At 56.4% G+C, this 17,519-nt stretch carries 16 protein-coding genes; 10 read left to right on the top strand and 6 right to left on the bottom strand.

Annotation, left to right across the window (positions count from 1 at the left end; all coding sequences use genetic code 11):
* Positions 1-37: 37 nt before the first annotated feature.
* The gene (locus AC2FID_RS09145) at positions 38-1,171 is read left to right on the top strand and encodes a Gfo/Idh/MocA family protein (RefSeq protein WP_282169435.1); all 1,134 of its coding nucleotides are present in this window, start codon (positions 38-40) and stop codon (positions 1,169-1,171) included.
* Here the strand turns inward: AC2FID_RS09145 and AC2FID_RS09140 are convergent, their stop codons facing one another.
* From AC2FID_RS09140 to AC2FID_RS09130, 3 genes are all read right to left on the bottom strand, one after another.
* Complete coding sequence (locus AC2FID_RS09140; RefSeq protein ID WP_282169436.1) at positions 1,172-2,170, bottom strand: LacI family DNA-binding transcriptional regulator; 999 nt, start codon at positions 2,168-2,170, stop codon at positions 1,172-1,174.
* A 268-nt stretch (positions 2,171-2,438) separates the two neighbouring features.
* Positions 2,439-3,278, bottom strand: coding sequence for a hypothetical protein (locus AC2FID_RS09135; protein ID WP_282119496.1), 840 nt, complete (start codon positions 3,276-3,278; stop codon positions 2,439-2,441).
* A gap of 74 nt (positions 3,279-3,352) precedes the next feature.
* Entirely contained in the window at positions 3,353-4,267 is a 915-nt protein-coding gene (locus tag AC2FID_RS09130) for a LysR family transcriptional regulator (RefSeq protein ID WP_282169438.1), read from the bottom strand.
* Between the two features lie 100 nt (positions 4,268-4,367).
* Here AC2FID_RS09130 and AC2FID_RS09125 point away from each other — a divergent pair, with 100 nt between their 5' ends.
* The 4 genes from AC2FID_RS09125 (at position 4,368) to AC2FID_RS09110 (ending at position 8,484) form a co-directional block, all read left to right on the top strand.
* Positions 4,368-5,327 (top strand): Bug family tripartite tricarboxylate transporter substrate binding protein, encoded by a 960-nt coding sequence (locus tag AC2FID_RS09125; protein WP_496836462.1) that lies wholly within the window; start codon positions 4,368-4,370, stop codon positions 5,325-5,327.
* A 69-nt stretch (positions 5,328-5,396) separates the two neighbouring features.
* Positions 5,397-5,864 carry a tripartite tricarboxylate transporter TctB family protein gene (locus AC2FID_RS09120; RefSeq protein ID WP_109310957.1) on the top strand — a complete coding sequence of 156 codons (468 nt, stop codon included), beginning with the start codon at positions 5,397-5,399 and terminating at the stop codon, positions 5,862-5,864.
* Positions 5,865-5,870: 6 nt separating this feature from the next.
* Complete coding sequence (locus AC2FID_RS09115; RefSeq protein WP_496836461.1) at positions 5,871-7,385, top strand: tripartite tricarboxylate transporter permease; 1,515 nt, start codon at positions 5,871-5,873, stop codon at positions 7,383-7,385.
* Entirely contained in the window at positions 7,378-8,484 is a 1,107-nt protein-coding gene (locus tag AC2FID_RS09110; protein ID WP_496836459.1) for a lyase family protein, read from the top strand. Before AC2FID_RS09115 ends, AC2FID_RS09110 begins: the two co-directional genes overlap by 8 nt.
* A 63-nt stretch (positions 8,485-8,547) precedes the next feature.
* On the opposite strand, the gene AC2FID_RS09105 is transcribed toward AC2FID_RS09110, so the two are convergent.
* The 3 genes from AC2FID_RS09105 to AC2FID_RS09095 are packed head-to-tail and all read right to left on the bottom strand — an operon-like array spanning position 8,548 to position 12,265.
* The gene (locus AC2FID_RS09105) at positions 8,548-9,324 is read right to left on the bottom strand and encodes an enoyl-CoA hydratase-related protein (RefSeq protein ID WP_282152127.1); all 777 of its coding nucleotides are present in this window, start codon (positions 9,322-9,324) and stop codon (positions 8,548-8,550) included.
* Positions 9,325-9,326: 2 nt separating this feature from the next.
* The gene (locus AC2FID_RS09100; RefSeq protein ID WP_496836458.1) at positions 9,327-10,640 is read right to left on the bottom strand and encodes a ferric reductase-like transmembrane domain-containing protein; all 1,314 of its coding nucleotides are present in this window, start codon (positions 10,638-10,640) and stop codon (positions 9,327-9,329) included.
* Positions 10,640-12,265 carry an amino acid adenylation domain-containing protein gene (locus AC2FID_RS09095; RefSeq protein ID WP_496836456.1) on the bottom strand — a complete coding sequence of 542 codons (1,626 nt, stop codon included), beginning with the start codon at positions 12,263-12,265 and terminating at the stop codon, positions 10,640-10,642. The genes AC2FID_RS09100 and AC2FID_RS09095 overlap by 1 nt, the downstream gene beginning before the upstream one ends.
* A 153-nt stretch (positions 12,266-12,418) precedes the next feature.
* Between AC2FID_RS09095 and AC2FID_RS09090 the strand changes: the two genes are divergently transcribed.
* The 5 genes from AC2FID_RS09090 (at position 12,419) to fcl (ending at position 17,503) form a co-directional block, all read left to right on the top strand.
* Positions 12,419-13,249 (top strand): DUF6502 family protein, encoded by an 831-nt coding sequence (locus AC2FID_RS09090; protein ID WP_496836455.1) that lies wholly within the window; start codon positions 12,419-12,421, stop codon positions 13,247-13,249.
* A gap of 2 nt (positions 13,250-13,251) precedes the next feature.
* Complete coding sequence (locus tag AC2FID_RS09085; protein WP_496836454.1) at positions 13,252-14,121, top strand: DUF5666 domain-containing protein; 870 nt, start codon at positions 13,252-13,254, stop codon at positions 14,119-14,121.
* A 256-nt stretch (positions 14,122-14,377) separates the two neighbouring features.
* Positions 14,378-15,262 (top strand): phytanoyl-CoA dioxygenase family protein, encoded by an 885-nt coding sequence (locus tag AC2FID_RS09080; RefSeq protein WP_496836452.1) that lies wholly within the window; start codon positions 14,378-14,380, stop codon positions 15,260-15,262.
* Between the two features lie 128 nt (positions 15,263-15,390).
* The gene (gmd, locus tag AC2FID_RS09075; RefSeq protein ID WP_113790783.1) at positions 15,391-16,515 is read left to right on the top strand and encodes a GDP-mannose 4,6-dehydratase; all 1,125 of its coding nucleotides are present in this window, start codon (positions 15,391-15,393) and stop codon (positions 16,513-16,515) included.
* A gap of 10 nt (positions 16,516-16,525) precedes the next feature.
* Positions 16,526-17,503, top strand: coding sequence for a GDP-L-fucose synthase (gene fcl / locus AC2FID_RS09070; protein ID WP_496836450.1), 978 nt, complete (start codon positions 16,526-16,528; stop codon positions 17,501-17,503).
* Positions 17,504-17,519: the final 16 nt, after the last annotated feature.

Raw genomic sequence — 17,519 nt, 5'->3', positions numbered from 1 at the left:
ACAAAAACTAAGAGATCATCTAAGAGAGACGAGAACCATGGCAAAGCTGAAATGGGGCATGATTGGTGGTGGTGAAGGCAGTCAGATCGGACCCGCACACCGGTTAGGAGCGTTGGCGGACGGGATGTTCGAATTCGCTGCGGGTGCTTTGGATCACCGACCCGAAGTCGGGCGGGAATATGCGCGACGACTTGGAGTGGCATCGGATCGTGCCTATGGCGACTGGCAGGAAATGCTGGCCGGGGAAAAGAACCGTCCCGACCGGGTTGATCTGGTGACCATCGCCACTCCGAACTCCACCCATTTTGAAATTGCCAAAGCGTTCCTTGAAGCCGGGTTCAATGTGCTTTGCGAAAAGCCAATGACAATGAACGTGGAAGAGGGCCAAGAGATCGTTCGCGTTGCAGAGGCCTCGGGCAAGATTTGTGCCGTGAACTATTGCTATTCCGCTTATCCGATGGTGCGCCAGGCGCGCGCGATGGTTCGCGCCGGGGATATTGGCAAGGTGCGTCTGGTTGTGACGAATTTCAGCCATGGCCACCATGGCGACGCGACTGACGCCGATAACCCGCGCGTACGCTGGCGCTATGATCCAGCGATGGCGGGTGTGTCTGGCCAATTCGCCGATTGCGGTATCCATGCGCTGCACATGGCCAGTTTCATCAGTGACGATGAAGTCAAAACCTTGTCTGCAGATATGGCGTCTACGATTTCAAGCCGCGAACTTGAGGACGATGCCATGGTCAACTTCCGGACCGAAGGCGGTGCTGTCGGGCGGTTGTGGACCTCTTCGGTGGCAATTGGGCGTCAGCACGGGTTTGATATTCAGGTGTTTGGCGAAACCGGAGGTCTTCGCTGGACGTCGGAGCAACCCAATCAATTGATCTATACGCCTGTCGGTGGCCGTACACAGATCATCGAAAAAGGCGAGGGCGGTCTTCACGACGATGCGCAACGATTGTCCCGTGTGGCGATTGCCCATCCCGAAGGGTTCCCGCTGGCCGTGGCCAACATCTATTGCGATCTTGCCGACGCTATTCGCGGAGAGGCGCGTGATGGTCTGCCTACACCTGCCGACGGAGTGCGGTCGATCGCAGCCGTGCATGCCGCAGTGGCGTCTGCAAAAAATGACGGGGCATGGACGGACGCGCGCCCACCGATGTTTCGCTGATCAGGGTCGGGGCCGCAATGTGCCCCGCTCGATCACACGGCAGGGGAAAATACGGGCCTCGGGGTAACGCTCGGGGTCTTTCAGCATCTCTTCGACCAGGTCGACGGATGCGGTAATGATTTGTTTGATCGGCTGATGAATCGTCGTCAGGTTCACGCTTTCCCAGCGCGACATCTCCATGTCGTTCAGGCCGATGATGCCGATGTCTTTGCCCGGTTTCAGCCCGTGATCGGATAATGCGGACAGGGCACCTATGGACAGAATGTCGTCGCCGCAAAAGTACCCTTCTGCAGGGCCTTCCGCCAGTTGCTGAAGCATTTCTTCTCGCCCGGCTTCAAATGAATAGGCGCCTGCGAAGCAATGCGTCACTTCGAGTTCCGGGTGCTTTTCAACTTCTTCCATGAAGCCGCGATACCGATCCATCGCCGATGTCGCATCTTTCGGGCCGCCCAGATAGCCGATACGACGATACCCCCGCGACGACAGCTCGCGCGCGGCCATGCGTCCGCATTCAACGTTGTCTATGCCTACAACATGCACCTCAGGTGACGTCGCAGATCGACCGAAAGTGTGCACTACCGGAACACCTGCATCGTGGAACGCCTTGGCAAAGCTGGGGGGCAAGGTAGATGAGGCGACGATGGCAGCATCCACAGAATACTGCCGCAGCATTCGGACCGAATTTGTCGGCTCGGTTTCGTCGGTCAGGTTCACGATCAGCGGACGCAGGCCGCGTTCCTGCAAAGCGCGGGTGAACTGGTCAAAGACCTCAAGAAAAATGGGGTTGTGGAAGTTGTTAGAAATCAAACCGATCAACTTGGTGCGTCCGGTTGTCAGCGAAGAAGCCAACGCGTTTGGGCTGTACCCCAGTTCGGCTGCAGCCTTCTCCACCTTGCTCCGTGTCTTTGGTGATACGGACGCGCCTTCGGTAAAGGTCCGCGATACGGCAGAGCGAGATACACCGGCCAGTGCGGCCACTTCTTTGAGGGTCACACTCATAGCTGGCACCGATGGGTTCGGGGATGGCTTTCAGTCAAATTCATGGGAAAATACTACGCCCTATTGCGTCGGGTTTGCAATCGGTTGCAAGGGTGTGCTGAAAAGACGTTGGGTTCCTTGCAAAGAAGCATCGAAAATCTCAAGCCCTCCGACTTGGATGCAATCTATGGATTCAGACGCTGTATCGAAGGGGGTTTAGGCACGCACATCGCTCCTAACGACCCTGACATTATGTGGCCTGCAACTTGAGAATGCCCCTTTTCCGACCTCATTGAAGCAATGACCATTCAAGACGGTTATCTCCGCACACTTCAGCCCGAACACGCATTGCCCCGCCTTTGGTGGGCGCAGCGACAATTGTGCCTTCTTTGACCGGCGTCAAGGGTGTTGTCGTCCATCGCAGTCTTTGTTCCATGGTAACATGCTTAAGTGGGCGCTGCAGACTGGGTTCTTCGTAAAAAACGGGGCAGTGGGGCGCATAAACGTTCAGGGACGTCATCTTGTAGGCGGTGAACACATCAAACGGCTTACTCCGTTTTATGGCCGCCCGCGTGGAATGCCGCCACGCATCCAGACCTGCTGGTGACACATAGAGAATAGCTATCGCACCGGCCATAGAATGCAGCCTCAGCCAATCGCTGTTCTCAGTCGAAGCGAGTGCAAGGTTGTAATGCGCGCGGTGGCCGAAACGTTGAACATAGCGACGTATCCAGGGAAAGCAGCCGAAGGGCGAAACGCCCAAATAAACGACGTCCGCATCTTTTGGAATTTCAGGAATGGTCAGGTCTTCGGTCAACGCGGAGACATCATCCTCCAGAACCAATGCCGGGAGCGTTTTGAGTGACTCAAGCGCTGCAAGGTGGGCGCGGGCGCAGTTTAAGGCACGGCTTTGTCCGGCGCTGCCTTCTGAAAATGAAAAACTGATGCCGTGCTTGTTCATCAAGTTGGTCATATGAAGCCGTCTGCTATTGTTATCGGGTAAATTGATGACCCGGCAGTCTGCGACGATTGCGCTCAACTTTTTCATTTTGGTGTCCGTCAGCTGCGCCACGCAATTCGCGCAGCCGATGAATGATCGTGGATCGGGGGTTTCAAGATGCTTGAGCATCGGCTCTGTTGCAATCGTTGCTTTGGCCTACGCGGGGCATGGGACATGGACCTGAATCCGCCCGACAACAATTGTCAGGCAAGAGACAAAGTTGGGCTGTTCTTACATAGCTTGGACGCCTGCCAAAACAGAACGTCCTCAAAATCCTGAAGCGCCTGAGATTTCTCCTGCGTTGCGGGGTACAACAAACCAAAGGTCATCCAACGCTCTGGTGCGATCGGAACCAGGGCCAAACGTTCTTTTGTTTCCTGTGCTGCGACCAACTCGTCAGCAATGGTTATACCGGCGCCTTCCGCGACAAGCGAACAGGCAAGCTGGGACGCCGCGACTTCGCAGGTATGTCTGGGATTAACGCCCGCTGACCGGAAGATGTCATCAAGTTGTTCGCGCAATAGAAGTCCGTTCATCAGCCGAATGACCGGCTCGCGGGCAAGATCTGTCGCCGTAACCGACTTGCGATCAGACAATGCATGCGCAACCGGCAAAACGGCCTGCGCCCGCACCCGCAGCAGGGGTTTTGTCCTGACGCCCGGATGCTCGACCGGCAATGCTCCGATGCCGATGTCATATTCACGTCCGGCAAGCCATTTGCTGGCCTCACGTCGTGCCCGGATGTCCAGAGTTACGTTTGTATCAGGGTGGGCTTGCAAAAACATCGCAAGTGCAGGCGCCGAAATTGCCCGTGCGATACGCGGCATCGTGACCACGCGCAGTGTTTCCGTACGTCCGGCTTTAATCTCTGCAGCGATGCGGGGCACTTCATCAAGGTTGTCCAGGATACGCCCGGCTTCGCGGTAGAATGCCAACCCTTCGCGTGTCGGAGTCAAGTTGCGGCCGCTGCGGTCAAACAGGGTCAGGCCCAATTCTGCCTCAAGCCCGGAAATCAGTCGGCTGATTGCAGGCTGACTCAGGTGCAGAATTTCAGATGCAGCAACCAGCGTTCCTTCGGAAAGGGTGGCACGAAAGGCGCGAAGGGCTTTGATATTCATCAGGTGGACTCTTTACTAATTTGCAAGATAAGATAACATCTTTGCATTTTTATTAACACTGAATTTAAGCTAATTTTGATCGCATCTTAGGGAGGATGCTATGAAGCGTAGAACAATTCTCACTGCTGTTCTTGCGGCAGTAACCGTGACTGCAACGGCAATGGCAAGTTTCGCAGCCGACTGGCCGAAACGTCCGATCAACCTGGTTGTTCCTTACAAAGCCGGCGGTGGTACAGACGCTTATGCTCGCGCTATTTCGGCAGCAGCCGAAGGCATTCTGGATGTTCCAGTTGTCGTCGTGAACAAACCCGGCTCGGGCGGTCTGAATGGTGCGAACTCGGTCGTGGGTGCACGCCCTGACGGCTATACATTGATGATGACTTCGGGCGGTTCGTTCCTGTTGTCGACCATGACACGTGACACCGATATCGATGCACTGGACAGCTTTGAGTTTGTTGCTCAGGTCGGTCAGCTGCAAACGTCGCTGATGGTGCCGCTGAACAGCCCGTTCGAGTCCGTTCAGGACGTGATCGACGCGGCCAAAGCCAACCCCGGTCAATTGCGTTGGGCCCATTCGGGTCGCGGAGGCTTCCACCACGTTGGTGGCATGGGCTTCCTGGCCAGTAACGGCATCGAAGCACAGGACGTACCGTTCAAAGGTGGCGGACCAACCCGTGCTGCACTGATCGGTGAACAGGCCGACTTTGGTTTCCTGGGTGTTCAGCAGCTGGCAGGGTTTGAAGAGCAGCTTCGCGCCTTGGCCGTCAACAGCCAGGAACGCGATGGCATCATGAAAGATGTGCCTGCATTTGGCGAGCTGGGCATCCCGTTTGCCGCTGTATCTTCGCCGGTAATCGTTTTCGCTCCGAAGGGCACACCGGCCGAGGTCGTTGCCGCGATGGAAACCGCGCTGGAGCAGATCGCCGCGAAACCTGAATTTGCCGAACTGCTGGCCTCGCGCGGAACAGGCCCGGTTTATCAGAATGGTGCGGACGCAAAAACAACGCTGTCCGCCATGAAAGAGGACGCCGCTCCCCTGGTCGAAAGTCTGACCAACTAAAGTCCTCGGGGCCGGGTGGATATTCTTCCCCCGGCCTTTTTGTATCTAACGCAATCAGGGAGGAACGATATGCGCGCCTATGCAGAAGGCCTTGTGCTTGCCCTTATTTCCATCGTTGCCATTTGGGGCGCCTGGCAAGTGCCAGCAGCTTCGCCGGGGGATACCTGGGCTGGCATCGTACCATTTTCAGCATCCATCGCACTGCTGTTTCTGTCCGGCCTGTTACTGTTAGGCGCCGTCCGTCAACCGGCTGGCGATACCGGTCAAGAACAGGATAACGGCGCAACCCTGCAGATCATCGGCCTGTTCATCATTGCCCTGATCTATCAGCAGTCATTCCGCTGGTTTGGCTATCTTTTGCCAACAGCGATCGCTGCGCCGGTCGTTTTGTACTTCTTCGGAGTTCGCAGCTGGATCGGTCTGGCGGTTTCCGTCGTTCTGTGCCCGTTGATCTTCCACCTCATCTTTTTTGTGCTGCTTGGTGTGTACCCGCCTTATGGCGAGGTCTTTGACCTGCTCAGCTGGATACAGGGGTAAATCGTCATGGAAATTTTTCCCGCACTTCTTTCGGTCATAACCGACCCCAGTTTGCTGTTTGCCATCGTGCTGGCCGCAGCTGTGGGCATGGTCGTTGGGGCCACGCCCGGTCTGACCGCATCGGCGGCGATTGCCATGCTGCTGCCCATCACCTTTTACATGTCGCCACTATTCGCGCTCGCCTTTCTGTATGTGATCGGTAAATCCGGTCGCTATGGCGGCTCGATCGCGGCAATTCTGTTCAACACGCCGGGCACCGCTGCCAGTGCCGCGACACAGATTGACGGTTATCCCCTTGCTCGCGCTGGTCAGGCTGGCAAGGCGATGAAGGTCGCGACCATATCATCAGTCATCGGTGATCTCATGGGGGATATCCTGCTGGTCGTCGGCGTCGGTTTTATTGCGGCTATCGCCCTAAAGCTTGGCCCGCCCGAAACCTTTGCAATCTACTTTGCAGCCTTCGTGGTCATCGGTTCGGTCATCGGCAGTTCAATCGTCAAAGGGTTGGCATCTGCCCTGATGGGTATTTTGATCGCTATGGTCGGATTGGACCCAATCTCAAGCGAAGAGCGTTATACCTTTGGCTCGTTCGACCTGTCCAACGGGATTGGCCTTGTGCCCCTGATGATCGGTGTATTCGTTTTGGGTGAGGTTTTTGCCCAATTGGAAACGCGCCGCAAGGCAACCGGTGAAACCAAAGAAAATGAAAGCACGGAAGACGGCAACAGCCTGACCTGGGAAGAGTACAAACCTTGCTTGCCCCATGCGTTCCGTGGTGGCTTCATCGGTGCAGGCATCGGTGTGCTCCCAGGTTTGGGTTCGGCTATTGCGGCCTTCATTTCGTACGGTGAAGGCAAACGCCGCGCCGAAAACCCCGAGAAGTGGGGCAAGGGCGCGCTGGAAGGTGTCGCAGCACCCGAAGCCGCAAACAACGCGGTGTCCGGTCCGTCGATGGCCCCGCTGCTGACGCTGGGCATCCCGGGGTCTACGATTGGTGCGATCCTTTTGGGTGTTTTCCTGATCCACGGCATCCAGGTAGGGCCAACCCTGTTCCTGACCGACAAGGAGCTGGTCTACAAACTGTTCGCCTGCGGGATGCTGGGTATCGTGGCCTATGGTCTGATCGGTTACTTCGGTGCCACTCAGGTTGCACGAATTATCCTGAAGATCCCGGCCAATGTCCTGTACCCGCTGATCTTCCTGACCGCGTTTGTCGCAGCCTATTCGGCGCGGGGGTCAATGTTTGATGTCACGGTCATGACCTGTGCGGGCTTTGCCGGCTGGCTAATGCGGAAATACGACTTCAACGTAGCGGCATTTGTCATTTCGTTCGTGCTGGCCAAAGGTGCTGAAGAGACATTCCGTCAGTCGTTGCTGATGTCGGATGGTGGCGCCCTGATCTTCGTTGAACGTCCAATTTCTCTGGCCTTTCTGGTCATCGGCGCAGGGGCAATTGCCTTCCGCATCCGCGGGATCATGAAAGAGCGCAAGATCGCAAAGGGAGCGTTGGAAGATGCTTGAGCACTCCCTTTACCGCGACTGCTTTTCCAGCGCCGATATGCGGTCCGTCTGGTCGGAACACGCCACGATCTCGGCCTGGTTGAAGGTTGAACAGACGCTGGCCCGTCACCAGGCGCTGGAAAACCAGATCCCGCAAGAGGCTGCAGATACGTTGGACGCGGTGTCAGTCTGCAATCTGGATACCGAGCGGTTGCACGAAGACATGATGCTTGTCGGGCGCCCGATCGTTGGTCTGGTCGAACAATTGCGAAGGCAGGTCGGTGAGCACGCGACAAAAGTCCACTACAGGGCGACAACGCAGGACATTATGGACACTGCACTGGCCCTGCAAATGAAGATCGGTCTGGAGCACATCCAGACCGGACTGCAAAGACTGACCACCGCTATTGAGCAACATATCGATCAGCTTGGTGATACTGTCATGATCGGTCGCACGAATGGCCAGCATGCCTTGCCCATTCGGGCCGAAACTAAATTGACCGTCTGGAAAGTTGAACTACAGCGGCGGGCACAAGCGTTGGAAGAAGCAAGCGTTCGCGGCCTGAATGTCCAGATTGGTGGCCCCGTTGGCGATCTGCGCGGTTACGAAAACGGGACCGGACATCGCATCAAGGAAGGCGTTGCGGCCACTTTGGGTCTGAATGTAGTTGAACCCCATTGGCAAAACGCCCGTGACGGGCTTGCCGATGTTGTAACTGCGCTGGGAGGGCTGTGTGCGACGCTGTGCAAGATCTCGCATAACGTCAATCTGTTGTCTTCATCGGATATTTCCGAATGTTCCGAGGTGCATGAAGCCGGTAAAGGCGCGTCTTCGACTATGGCGCACAAACAGAACCAGCGCGCGTCAGAATTCGGAGAGGCCGTCGCCCGGCTTGGACGACAGCGGGCTGAACAGATCGGCGAATTCACCACCCATCAACACGAACGTTCGGGTGGTATGTGGATTGGCGAATGGATCGTTATTCCCGAGACGTTCTTGCTGACTTCGGGCGCATTGTCATGGGTCGAAACGATCTTTGCGAACTTGGTTGTGGATTCTGAATCCATGGCCCGCAAGGTTAACGACTTTGAGTATAGCACGGCTGGGAAAACGCACTGAAGCGAAAAGACTGGTCATATCACCGCTCATTTCTCGAGCGGTGATTGACGATGCGGGATGTGATCACTGGGTCCTGCGCCTGAATTGGGGCTTTCGCTTTTCCAGAAAGGCATTCATGCCTTCTTGTTGGGCCGGCAATCCATAAAGCGCGTGATACATCTGCCGCTCGAACCGCACACCCGATTCAAGTGTGCTCTGGTCGGCCATGTTTACGCAAGTACGCGCCATACTGACGATATCATCAGCGTAATCTGCAATGGTTTCGGCCACCTCTTGCGCGGTGTCCAAAAGAGTGTCCTGCGGGACAACCCGACTGACCAAGCCCATCTGCAGGGCCTCTGACGCGTCGATCATGCGCCCGGTCAGGATCATGTCCATAGCTCTGGCACGGCCGATCAGCCGCGTAAGTCGCTGCGTGCCGCCAATGCCGGGAATGCAGCCGATTTTGATTTCGGGCTGACCGAATTTCGCAGTGTCCGAGGCCAGAATGACGTCACACATCAGCGCAACTTCACACCCGCCACCCAGGGCATAGCCACTGACCGCTGCCACCTTGGGCAGGCGAAGCGCCGCAAACCTGTCCCATTCGGCAAAGTAGTCACTTGCCTGCATGGTCGCGTAGGTTTGCACCGCAAGCTCGCCGATATCTGCCCCGGCGGCAAAAGCACGATCATTGCCCATAAGGATCAAGCAGCCGATGCCGGAGTATTTATCGAATTCGGTGGCGGCGGTCAGCACTTCGTGCATGAGTTGTGTGTTCAATGCGTTCAGATGATCGGGCCGATTGAGGCGGATCGTCGCGACCCGCCCCTGTGTATGGGTTTCGATTGTCTCAAACATGATCAGCTATCCCAAATTGCGCCATAGGCGGGAATGCCAAGGCTTTCCAAGTCATGCACAACCTTGCGGGTCAGCTTTTGGTTTGAGATCACGATAACTGCTTCGGCCCCGCTGTCGCGAACGGCTTGCAATGCCAAGGCCGAAAGGTTCGGTTTGCCGTCTTCGTCGGTGTCCCAGATCAAAGGCTGCTCGGTATTTGCTTCGATCTCGTCAACCAGCGCGTCACCATAGGTTTTGCGCGGGCTTCGGGTGGACCAGATCAGGCGGTTCGGCACTTCTTTGACCAGCAGATGTGGCAGGATCGGCCCAATGCCCGAACCGGTGCCCACATACACCACCTTTTTGAACAGCACTTCGATCCGCGCGACACCGGATGTGGTGATGCCCTTGACCCAAACCTTCTTGGGCGGATTGTCGATAAAACGCCCGGTCCAGTCGCCCGCACGGCTGATGGCCAATCGGTAACCCGGCTGGTCCGGGGATGGGATATTGGCGAATGAGTGATACTCGCCAAACGGGGTGTGGCTGATCGCGTTCGAACTGCCGGGGAACGGAGTATCTCCATAGTCAAACTGCGCAATCACCGCATGGTTTGACGGCTTTTCGATCCGGACATTCACGCGTTTCAGGGTCAGCCACGGCGACAGGATCGACAAGGTGATCAGGCAGAGCATCCAGAAGGCCGGGCTGTGCAACAACATGCCCCCCAGGTCATTTGTGATCGAGATCGTCTGCGCCCAAAACAATCCTAAAACCGTCCAGCCGACAAAGCGGTGCGTTTTCTCGAACGCATTGTGAAACCGCGCGCGGACCGGGCCGAGGGCCGATATCACCATCAATGTCATCAAGACGACCATTGTCGCGCTTAGGCCCAGTGTCAGGTCTGAGGGCAAGGCGGCTCCGTTGGCGCGATTCCAAATTATCGCAAACAGAAGAAAGCCGAACCAGATGGTCCCAGTGACGGTGCCGCCGGAATGCAACCCGCCAAAGTGGAACACCTTGCCAGCCCCCCAACGGATCCAAAGTGGCCATGATGTGGGAATGCGTGTGGCCAGCCAGAACAGGGCGTTGACCACCCGCTGTTGCCGGATCAGGATGCCGAGGCTGAGGTTGATCAGCGCCATATCCGCAATCGGGCCGAGCGTGAATGCATTCTCAGCGAACCAAGCCCCATCGCGCAATCCAACCACTAAGACGGCCAGATTCACCAATGCAACAAGCGTCACCAGACGGCGATATTCCATCAGGGCCGGGTGGCGGGTCACCCGCCGCCAATTCAGGCCGCCTGTTTCAAGATTTGTCGTCTGCGTCGTCATCAGTTCAACTCCGCACCAGTTTTCGCGATATGGCTGCGCGCCAGATCCAGCAAAAGACGCTTGTCCAACTTGCCGCGTGGAGTGCGAGGCAACATGTCCATCGGAACCACAACAGCGGGGCTGCAGTAGTATGGCAGGCGATCCGAGACGGATTGCGCCGCCTGTTTGGGGCAGGCCGACAACGGTGAGATAAAGCTGACCAGATTGCGGCTGTCATATTGCAAGGTCACCGCCTGCTGACAGCAGGGCGAGGCCTCAAGCGCGGATGTAACACCGTCCAGCTCTACCCGGAATCCGCGCACCTTGACTAAGTCGTCAACGCGCCCGAAATGCTCAAGCTCACCGGTCCTCGTCCAGCGTCCCAGATCACGGGTGCGGAACATCATATGCCCCGGCCGAAATGGGTCGGGTTGGTAACGCTCGGCCGTCAGTTTGGGGTTGGCGAGGTAACCGGCTGTGACGCAATCGCCGCCAGCCCACATCTCGCCCTTTTCGCCGATAGGCAAAGGGCGCAGGTTTTCGTCCAGAACATAAACCGTGTTGTTCGGTGTTGTTCGCCCAATCGACAGAAACGGTTTGTCGGGGTGATGCGGCTCGGCTGTATTGATGATGGTGGTCTCGGTCGGACCACAGGAATTGTAGAAGGTGCAAAAGGTTGACCAGCGATCGGCAAGCGGGCGGGGGCAGGGTTCGCCCGCTACGGCGACAGCTTTGACCTGCGTGCAGCGGGTCTCGTCCAGCGCATTCAGGATTGAAGGCGTGGCGATCAGCACATCCACCTTCTCGGCCGTTTCCTGAATCGATTTGCCACGGATCACCAAAGTTGCGCCATTGGACAAAGCGCCAAGGATCTCCCACGCGGCCATGTCGAATGAGATCGACAGGATCTGTCCGACCCGCAAGCCCGGTCGCATCCCCAGATCCCCGGGGGCGGTCAGCAAGATATTGGCCAGGTTCCGATGGCTAACCTGTACGCCGTTTGGAACGCCAGTTGTGCCGGACGTGAACAATATCATCGCCAAATCGTCGGGGCTGGCCCGATAAGCAGGGCCGGGGGCCGGGGCGTTCAACATCGGGTCGAACATCGTCGTATCAATTGTGATCAGGGTCTGGTCCAATCCAACGGGGATTTGATCTGCCAGTTCGCTCAGGCTGAGGATGATTTTTGCACCAGTTACATTCGCAACATGGCGTAAGGTTTCCGTCGGCGCGACACCGACATGCTGCGAAATATAAGCGGCCCCAAGCTTTATGGCGGCGACGATACCTACGACCATTTCGACCGAACGATGCAGGAACAGGCACACCGCGTCGCCGCGTTTCACGCCATGGGCGCGCATGACATTCGCCAATCGGTTCGAGGCCTCGTCGAGCGCCCGGTAGCTAAGGTTATGGTCCGCACATTCCACCGCGGTGGCATCGGGCTGATCCTGCAACGACTGGCGCAGCGCATCGGCGATGGTGGCATAGCGTGGCGGAACCTGCGGCCCCCAGCCAAAGGATAGAAACAACTCTTGATCTTCGGGGCTGAGCGCGTCCAGCGCACCCGGTTTTTTTGTGCGGGTAAAATCGGTTTGAGACAGGGGGGGGTAGTTTGTCTGGGGATCGGTTGCGATAAGGTGCATGGCATTCTCCAGTTCAAGAAGGGGTCACACCTTAGTGATAATGGGAAAAATTCCCATTAAAGGTCACATTCGATCACATTTTGAACACGAAAGCGTTGAATTCGTTAATTCTAGGAAAATGTTATCAACTACCAATCCGTCACGAGTTCCCAAATGTCGAATGATCCCAAACCTCCTCTTGAAACCGCGCTGTCTGCGTTGCTGGTCCCACTGGCACAGGCAATGGTTGCGCATGGGGTCACGCTTGGCTCCGCGACCGAAGCTCTAAAACTGGCCTTGCTGACGGCTGTTGAGCAAGGCACGGACGGAAAGCTAAGCGACAGTCGCGCCAGCCTGTTGACGGGTCTGCATCGCAAGGATGTCAAAAGGCTACGCCACATCGATGATGATGCCCCGTTGAAGCGCAGTTGTAATGCGGCGGCATTGGTCATCAGCTATTGGTCGACGACGCCCGAATTTCTGGACGACTTGGGCGCGCCTCGGATTCTGAGCCGTAAAGGCGACGAAACTGGCCCAGGATTTGATGATTTGGTGAGGCGCGCGCGTGTGGACATGGCCCCAGGTACCGTTCTGGAAACCTTGGTCGATCAAAAGAACGTAGAACAGGTCGGCAAAGGTAAGCTTCGCCTTTTGTCCCAAGCCTTTCTTCCTTCTGCTGGCAGCGCTGAACAGGTGGCGGCCTATGAGGCGACACTGTCTGCGCACCTTGCGGCGGCAACACAGAACCTGCTGGCCGAGCCGGATGCTCCGCGAAATTTCGACCGCGCGGTCCGGTATTCTCATATGTCGCCTGAATCAATTGAAGAGTTGCGCCAATTTTCGTCAGATCGGGCGCAATCATTGTTGCTAGAAATCAATGCCCTCGCTCGCGCGTTACAGGAAAAGGACAGTGACGGCGATCACAGCGGTCGGTTTGCAATGGGCGCCTTTGTCCTGCCCTCTCCGCAAAGGGTGCCAAGTAAAAACACGAAAGAGGATGAGTAGGCATGGGTGTGTTTCTTCGTGTGCTCGCGGCGTTTTTTTTGGTGTCTTGGCTGCCTGCTCCGACTCAGGCCGAAGACAAAAGTGAAACTGATCGTGAAGGTGGCATTATCGGCACCGGTATCGTGGGCACGATCACTCATCTGGGCAGTATCCATGTAAATGGGCAGCATATATTGTTCGATGGCCACATGCCGGTTACCGACTCGGTTCCTCTGATCACTGCGAGCGAGTTGAAGCCGGGTCATACCGTTGCGGTTGTTGTAACTCAGGAAAATGGTGGGTGGCACGCAAAACACATCCGTCAGGTCCTGCCGCTGGTCGGACCAGTGTCTAGCGTGCAGGACGGCACGATATCGGTTCTTGGGACCGACGTTGCGTTCGAATGGCGCGCAGACATTCAGGTCGGCGATTGGGTCGCTATCAGCGGATTGTGGCAAGGTCAGTCAGTGCGCGCATCACACATCGAAAAACTGACAAGCGTTGGGCATCAGGCGCGGTTGTCCGGCACATATCTTGGGCCTGACCCTCAGGCCCAAACAGTGATCGGGGCAAGTGTTGTCAGTGGGCTTGAGCCGCAACATCTGTCGCCGGGTGATCTTGTCCGGGTCGTCGGGCAGCCAACACGTGACGGGATCATGGCCGAGCGTCTGGAAGCCGGGCTGTTCGCCGGTGCGGTCGGCATTGTTCAGGTCCAAGGCTATTTCTCAGAACCCCAGCCCGGCGGGCTGTATACGGTGCTGGGAAGTGGCTTGATCGCCTATAGCGATCAGCCCGAGATGATAGACCCGAACACCCTTGTTATCCGCTGCGGCGACGGCAGCGGGTTGGTGATTGCAGGCAGCATAGGTGCTTTCGCTCAGCTGGGATGCTGAAACGTGAACTCTGGTTTTGGCTTTCCGGCGACACGTTTGATCCGGGAGGGTTTAGTCGTGCCCTCAATCTAATCATAAGGTCTGATCCGTGTGGAGCCGGCCGGAGTTTTGAAAGCACGAAAGCGTTTCAGAAATGAAACGCGAGGTGACTTGCCCCAAAGGCAAAGCTGAACTTATCGTCGCACGTAGGATAAGCACCCTGCGGGCAGCGCAGGGTAAAACTCTGGGAAAGCAAGTTTTCAAGAAGGTATGCCAGATGTCTGAAAGCACCCCAACGCGTGACGTCGTACTTAGCCAGGCGCAATCCGACAAATATTGGGGGGATGGGTTTCTTTTTCCGCTGACCATCTTTTCCGAAAAGGAGGCTGCCGAAACCCGCGCTGAGCTTGAGCGGATTGAGCGGGAGTGGCTTGACGCGGATCTGCCCTTGCCGTTGAACACCTATAAACGGGTCAACGCACATCTGGTGATGCCGCTTGCGGCGCGTGTCGCGACGGATCCCCGCGTATTGGATGTGGTTGAGGGTGTATTGGGGCCGGATATCATGGTCTGGTCAGCTGAATTCTTCATTAAAGAGCCGCACACAGCCCATACCGTCGGGATGCACCAGGATTTGACCTACTGGGGTATGGGTGAAACCCCGGATCAGGTCACCGCCTGGATTGCGCTGTCGCCGGCAACGGTTGAAAGTGGGTGTATGGATTTTGTGCGCGGCAGCCACAAGAAACCGATCCTTCCCCATAAGGACACTTATTCAGACACCAATCTTCTGTCGCGCGGACAAGAGGTTGCTGTGGATGTCGCCGAGAAAGACAAGACCCACATCGAATTGGCACCAGGGCAGATGTCTCTGCATCATGGGCTGACGATCCACGGTTCGGGTCCCAATCAGTCGGGTGACCGGCGTATTGGTCTTGCGATCCGCTATCTTAACCCTAATGCCAAGCAACTGGTTGCCGAGCGAGACTATGCCATGCTGGCGCGCGGGCAGGACGGCCAAAGCAATTTTGTTCATGTCGAGCCACCAACCGAGTTGTTTTCTGCTGATGCGCTTGCGCTGTACGACAGGGTTCGCAGCGATCAAAGCGCAGCGCTGGCAGAAGGTGCAAAAGGCTCAGTACCGTTATATGCGTCGTCCTGAAGCGCTTGCGCAAACGATGGTCAACTGCAGTTGAATCAAAGCCCGATCGTGGCGCAGGGTTGCATTCAGGGGTATATTGCTGTTTCTGAGGCGGCGAAAAGCAAATCAGATATTCTCGGATCGCGGCTATGACAAAAACAGCATTGGTGACTGGTATTACAGGGCAGGACGGATCTTATCTTGCTGAGCTATTGCTGGAAAAAGGGTATGAAGTCCATGGGATCAAGCGCCGTGCATCTTCGTTCAACACACAGCGCATTGACCACATTTATCAGGACCCGCATGTGCCCAATCCGCGCCTGCACCTGCATTACGGTGACCTAAGCGATACATCGAACCTGACGCGCATCATTCAAGAGGTTCAGCCGGACGAGGTGTATAACCTTGGCGCTCAGTCCCACGTGGCGGTCAGTTTTGAATCGCCGGAGTATACCGCTGATGTCGACGCGATCGGTACGTTGCGCCTTCTCGAGGCGATCCGCTTTCTGGGTCTTGAGAAAAAGACACGCTTTTATCAGGCGTCCACGTCCGAACTGTACGGATTGGTCCAAGAAACACCGCAACGCGAAACAACGCCGTTTTATCCGCGTTCCCCTTATGCGGTGGCCAAGCTGTATTCCTATTGGATTACAGTGAACTACCGCGAAGCGTATGGCATGTATGCCTGCAACGGCATCCTGTTCAATCATGAAAGCCCACGCCGGGGCGAAACCTTTGTGACGCGCAAGATCACCCGTGGTCTCTCCAACATTGCACAAGGTCTGGAAAGCTGCCTTTACATGGGCAATATCGACAGCCTGCGCGACTGGGGGCACGCCAAGGATTACGTCCGGATGCAATGGTTGATGCTGCAACAGGACGCCCCCGAGGATTTTGTTATCGCAACGGGTGTGCAGTATTCAGTGCGGCAATTCATCGAATGGTCTGCCGCTGAACTGGGCGTGACGCTTGAATTCTCAGGTACAGGCGTCGATGAAATCGCTACGGTCAAATCCGTCGAGGGCGATAGTGCACCTGCGTTGAAGCCCGGCGATGTCATCATGCGCATCGATCCGCAATATTTCCGACCGGCCGAAGTGGAAACATTGCTTGGGGATCCTTCGAACGCCAAAAACAAACTGGGATGGGAGCCGGAACTGACCGTTCAGCAAATGTGCGTTGAAATGATCACCGAGGACCTGAAGACAGCCAAACGGCATGCCTTGCTAAAACAGCATGGTTACGAATTACCGGTCACGCTTGAAAATGGCTAACGCAGGGGGCATGCGCAAGATCTACGTCGCCGGGCACCGCGGCATGGTCGGCGGTGCAATCCTGCGTCGCTTGCAAGACCGTCAGGCATCAGGTGAGGCGCTGGAACTTGTAACACGGACCCGTGCGGAACTTGATCTGACCAATCAAGCCGCTGTCGCCGATTTCATGCAAGCCGAGCGCCCAGACGTTGTCATTCTGGCGGCGGCTAAAGTCGGCGGTATCCATGCCAACAACACCTACCCGGCTGATTTCATTTACAAAAACCTGATGATCGAGTGCAACGTGATCCATCAGGCGTTTACCGCGGGGGTCAAAAACCTGCTGCAGTTGGGCAGTTCCTGCATCTATCCGCGCGCTGTGCCGCAGCCAATGCGCGAAGATGCCCTGCTGACAGGTGTGCTAGAGCCGACAAACGAACCCTATGCCGTGGCAAAGATTGCCGGAATCAAGCTGTGTGAAAGCTACAATCGGCAGTACGGCCTGGACTATCGTTCCGTGATGCCGACAAACCTGTACGGACCAGGCGATAATTTTCACCCTGAAAACAGTCACGTCCTACCCGCCCTGATCCGCCGATTTCACGAGGCACAGCGGAATGGGCTGGAAGAAGTTATCATCTGGGGCACAGGTAAGCCCCGGCGCGAGTTTCTGCATGTTGACGACATGGCTGAGGCGTCTTTGTTCGTAATGGGCCTACCGAGTGCTGCATATGAGGCAAATACCCAACCCATGCTGAGCCATATCAATGTGGGATGTGGTGAAGATATCTCAATCGCGGAACTGGCAGCGATGATTGCAAAGATCACCGGGTTCACCGGGCGGATTACGCAAGACGTCAGCAAGCCGGACGGTACCATGCGAAAGCTGATGGACGTTTCCCGGCTGGCCGACATGGGATGGCGCGCGACTATCAGGATCGAAGACGGTATTCGCGAAACCTATGCCTGGTTTCTAGAGCAACCCGAGGCAGAACTTCGCGCGAAGTGACCGCCCGGACACAGAT

It is taken from the genome of Ruegeria sp. CDSC068, assembly GCF_059610545.1.
This window is presented reverse-complemented; position numbering and strand designations above follow the sequence as displayed.

Excerpts from the sequence above, each read along its gene's own strand:
- AC2FID_RS09135 (WP_282119496.1), bottom strand. The coding sequence starts at position 3,278 with ATGCTCAAGCATCTTGAAACCCCCGATCCACGATCATTCATCGGCTGC.
- gmd (WP_113790783.1), top strand. The coding sequence starts at position 15,391 with ATGACAAAAACAGCATTGGTGACTGGTATTACAGGGCAGGACGGATCT.
- AC2FID_RS09120 (WP_109310957.1), top strand. The coding sequence starts at position 5,397 with ATGCGCGCCTATGCAGAAGGCCTTGTGCTTGCCCTTATTTCCATCGTT.
- AC2FID_RS09085 (WP_496836454.1), top strand. The coding sequence starts at position 13,252 with ATGGGTGTGTTTCTTCGTGTGCTCGCGGCGTTTTTTTTGGTGTCTTGG.
- AC2FID_RS09130 (WP_282169438.1), bottom strand. The coding sequence starts at position 4,267 with ATGAATATCAAAGCCCTTCGCGCCTTTCGTGCCACCCTTTCCGAAGGA.
- AC2FID_RS09145 (WP_282169435.1), top strand. The coding sequence starts at position 38 with ATGGCAAAGCTGAAATGGGGCATGATTGGTGGTGGTGAAGGCAGTCAG.
- AC2FID_RS09090 (WP_496836455.1), top strand. The coding sequence starts at position 12,419 with ATGTCGAATGATCCCAAACCTCCTCTTGAAACCGCGCTGTCTGCGTTG.
- AC2FID_RS09110 (WP_496836459.1), top strand. The coding sequence starts at position 7,378 with ATGCTTGAGCACTCCCTTTACCGCGACTGCTTTTCCAGCGCCGATATG.
- AC2FID_RS09100 (WP_496836458.1), bottom strand. The coding sequence starts at position 10,640 with ATGACGACGCAGACGACAAATCTTGAAACAGGCGGCCTGAATTGGCGG.
- fcl (WP_496836450.1), top strand. The coding sequence starts at position 16,526 with ATGCGCAAGATCTACGTCGCCGGGCACCGCGGCATGGTCGGCGGTGCA.
- AC2FID_RS09140 (WP_282169436.1), bottom strand. The coding sequence starts at position 2,170 with ATGAGTGTGACCCTCAAAGAAGTGGCCGCACTGGCCGGTGTATCTCGC.
- AC2FID_RS09105 (WP_282152127.1), bottom strand. The coding sequence starts at position 9,324 with ATGTTTGAGACAATCGAAACCCATACACAGGGGCGGGTCGCGACGATC.
- AC2FID_RS09080 (WP_496836452.1), top strand. The coding sequence starts at position 14,378 with ATGTCTGAAAGCACCCCAACGCGTGACGTCGTACTTAGCCAGGCGCAA.
- AC2FID_RS09125 (WP_496836462.1), top strand. The coding sequence starts at position 4,368 with ATGAAGCGTAGAACAATTCTCACTGCTGTTCTTGCGGCAGTAACCGTG.
- AC2FID_RS09095 (WP_496836456.1), bottom strand. The coding sequence starts at position 12,265 with ATGCACCTTATCGCAACCGATCCCCAGACAAACTACCCCCCCCTGTCT.
- AC2FID_RS09115 (WP_496836461.1), top strand. The coding sequence starts at position 5,871 with ATGGAAATTTTTCCCGCACTTCTTTCGGTCATAACCGACCCCAGTTTG.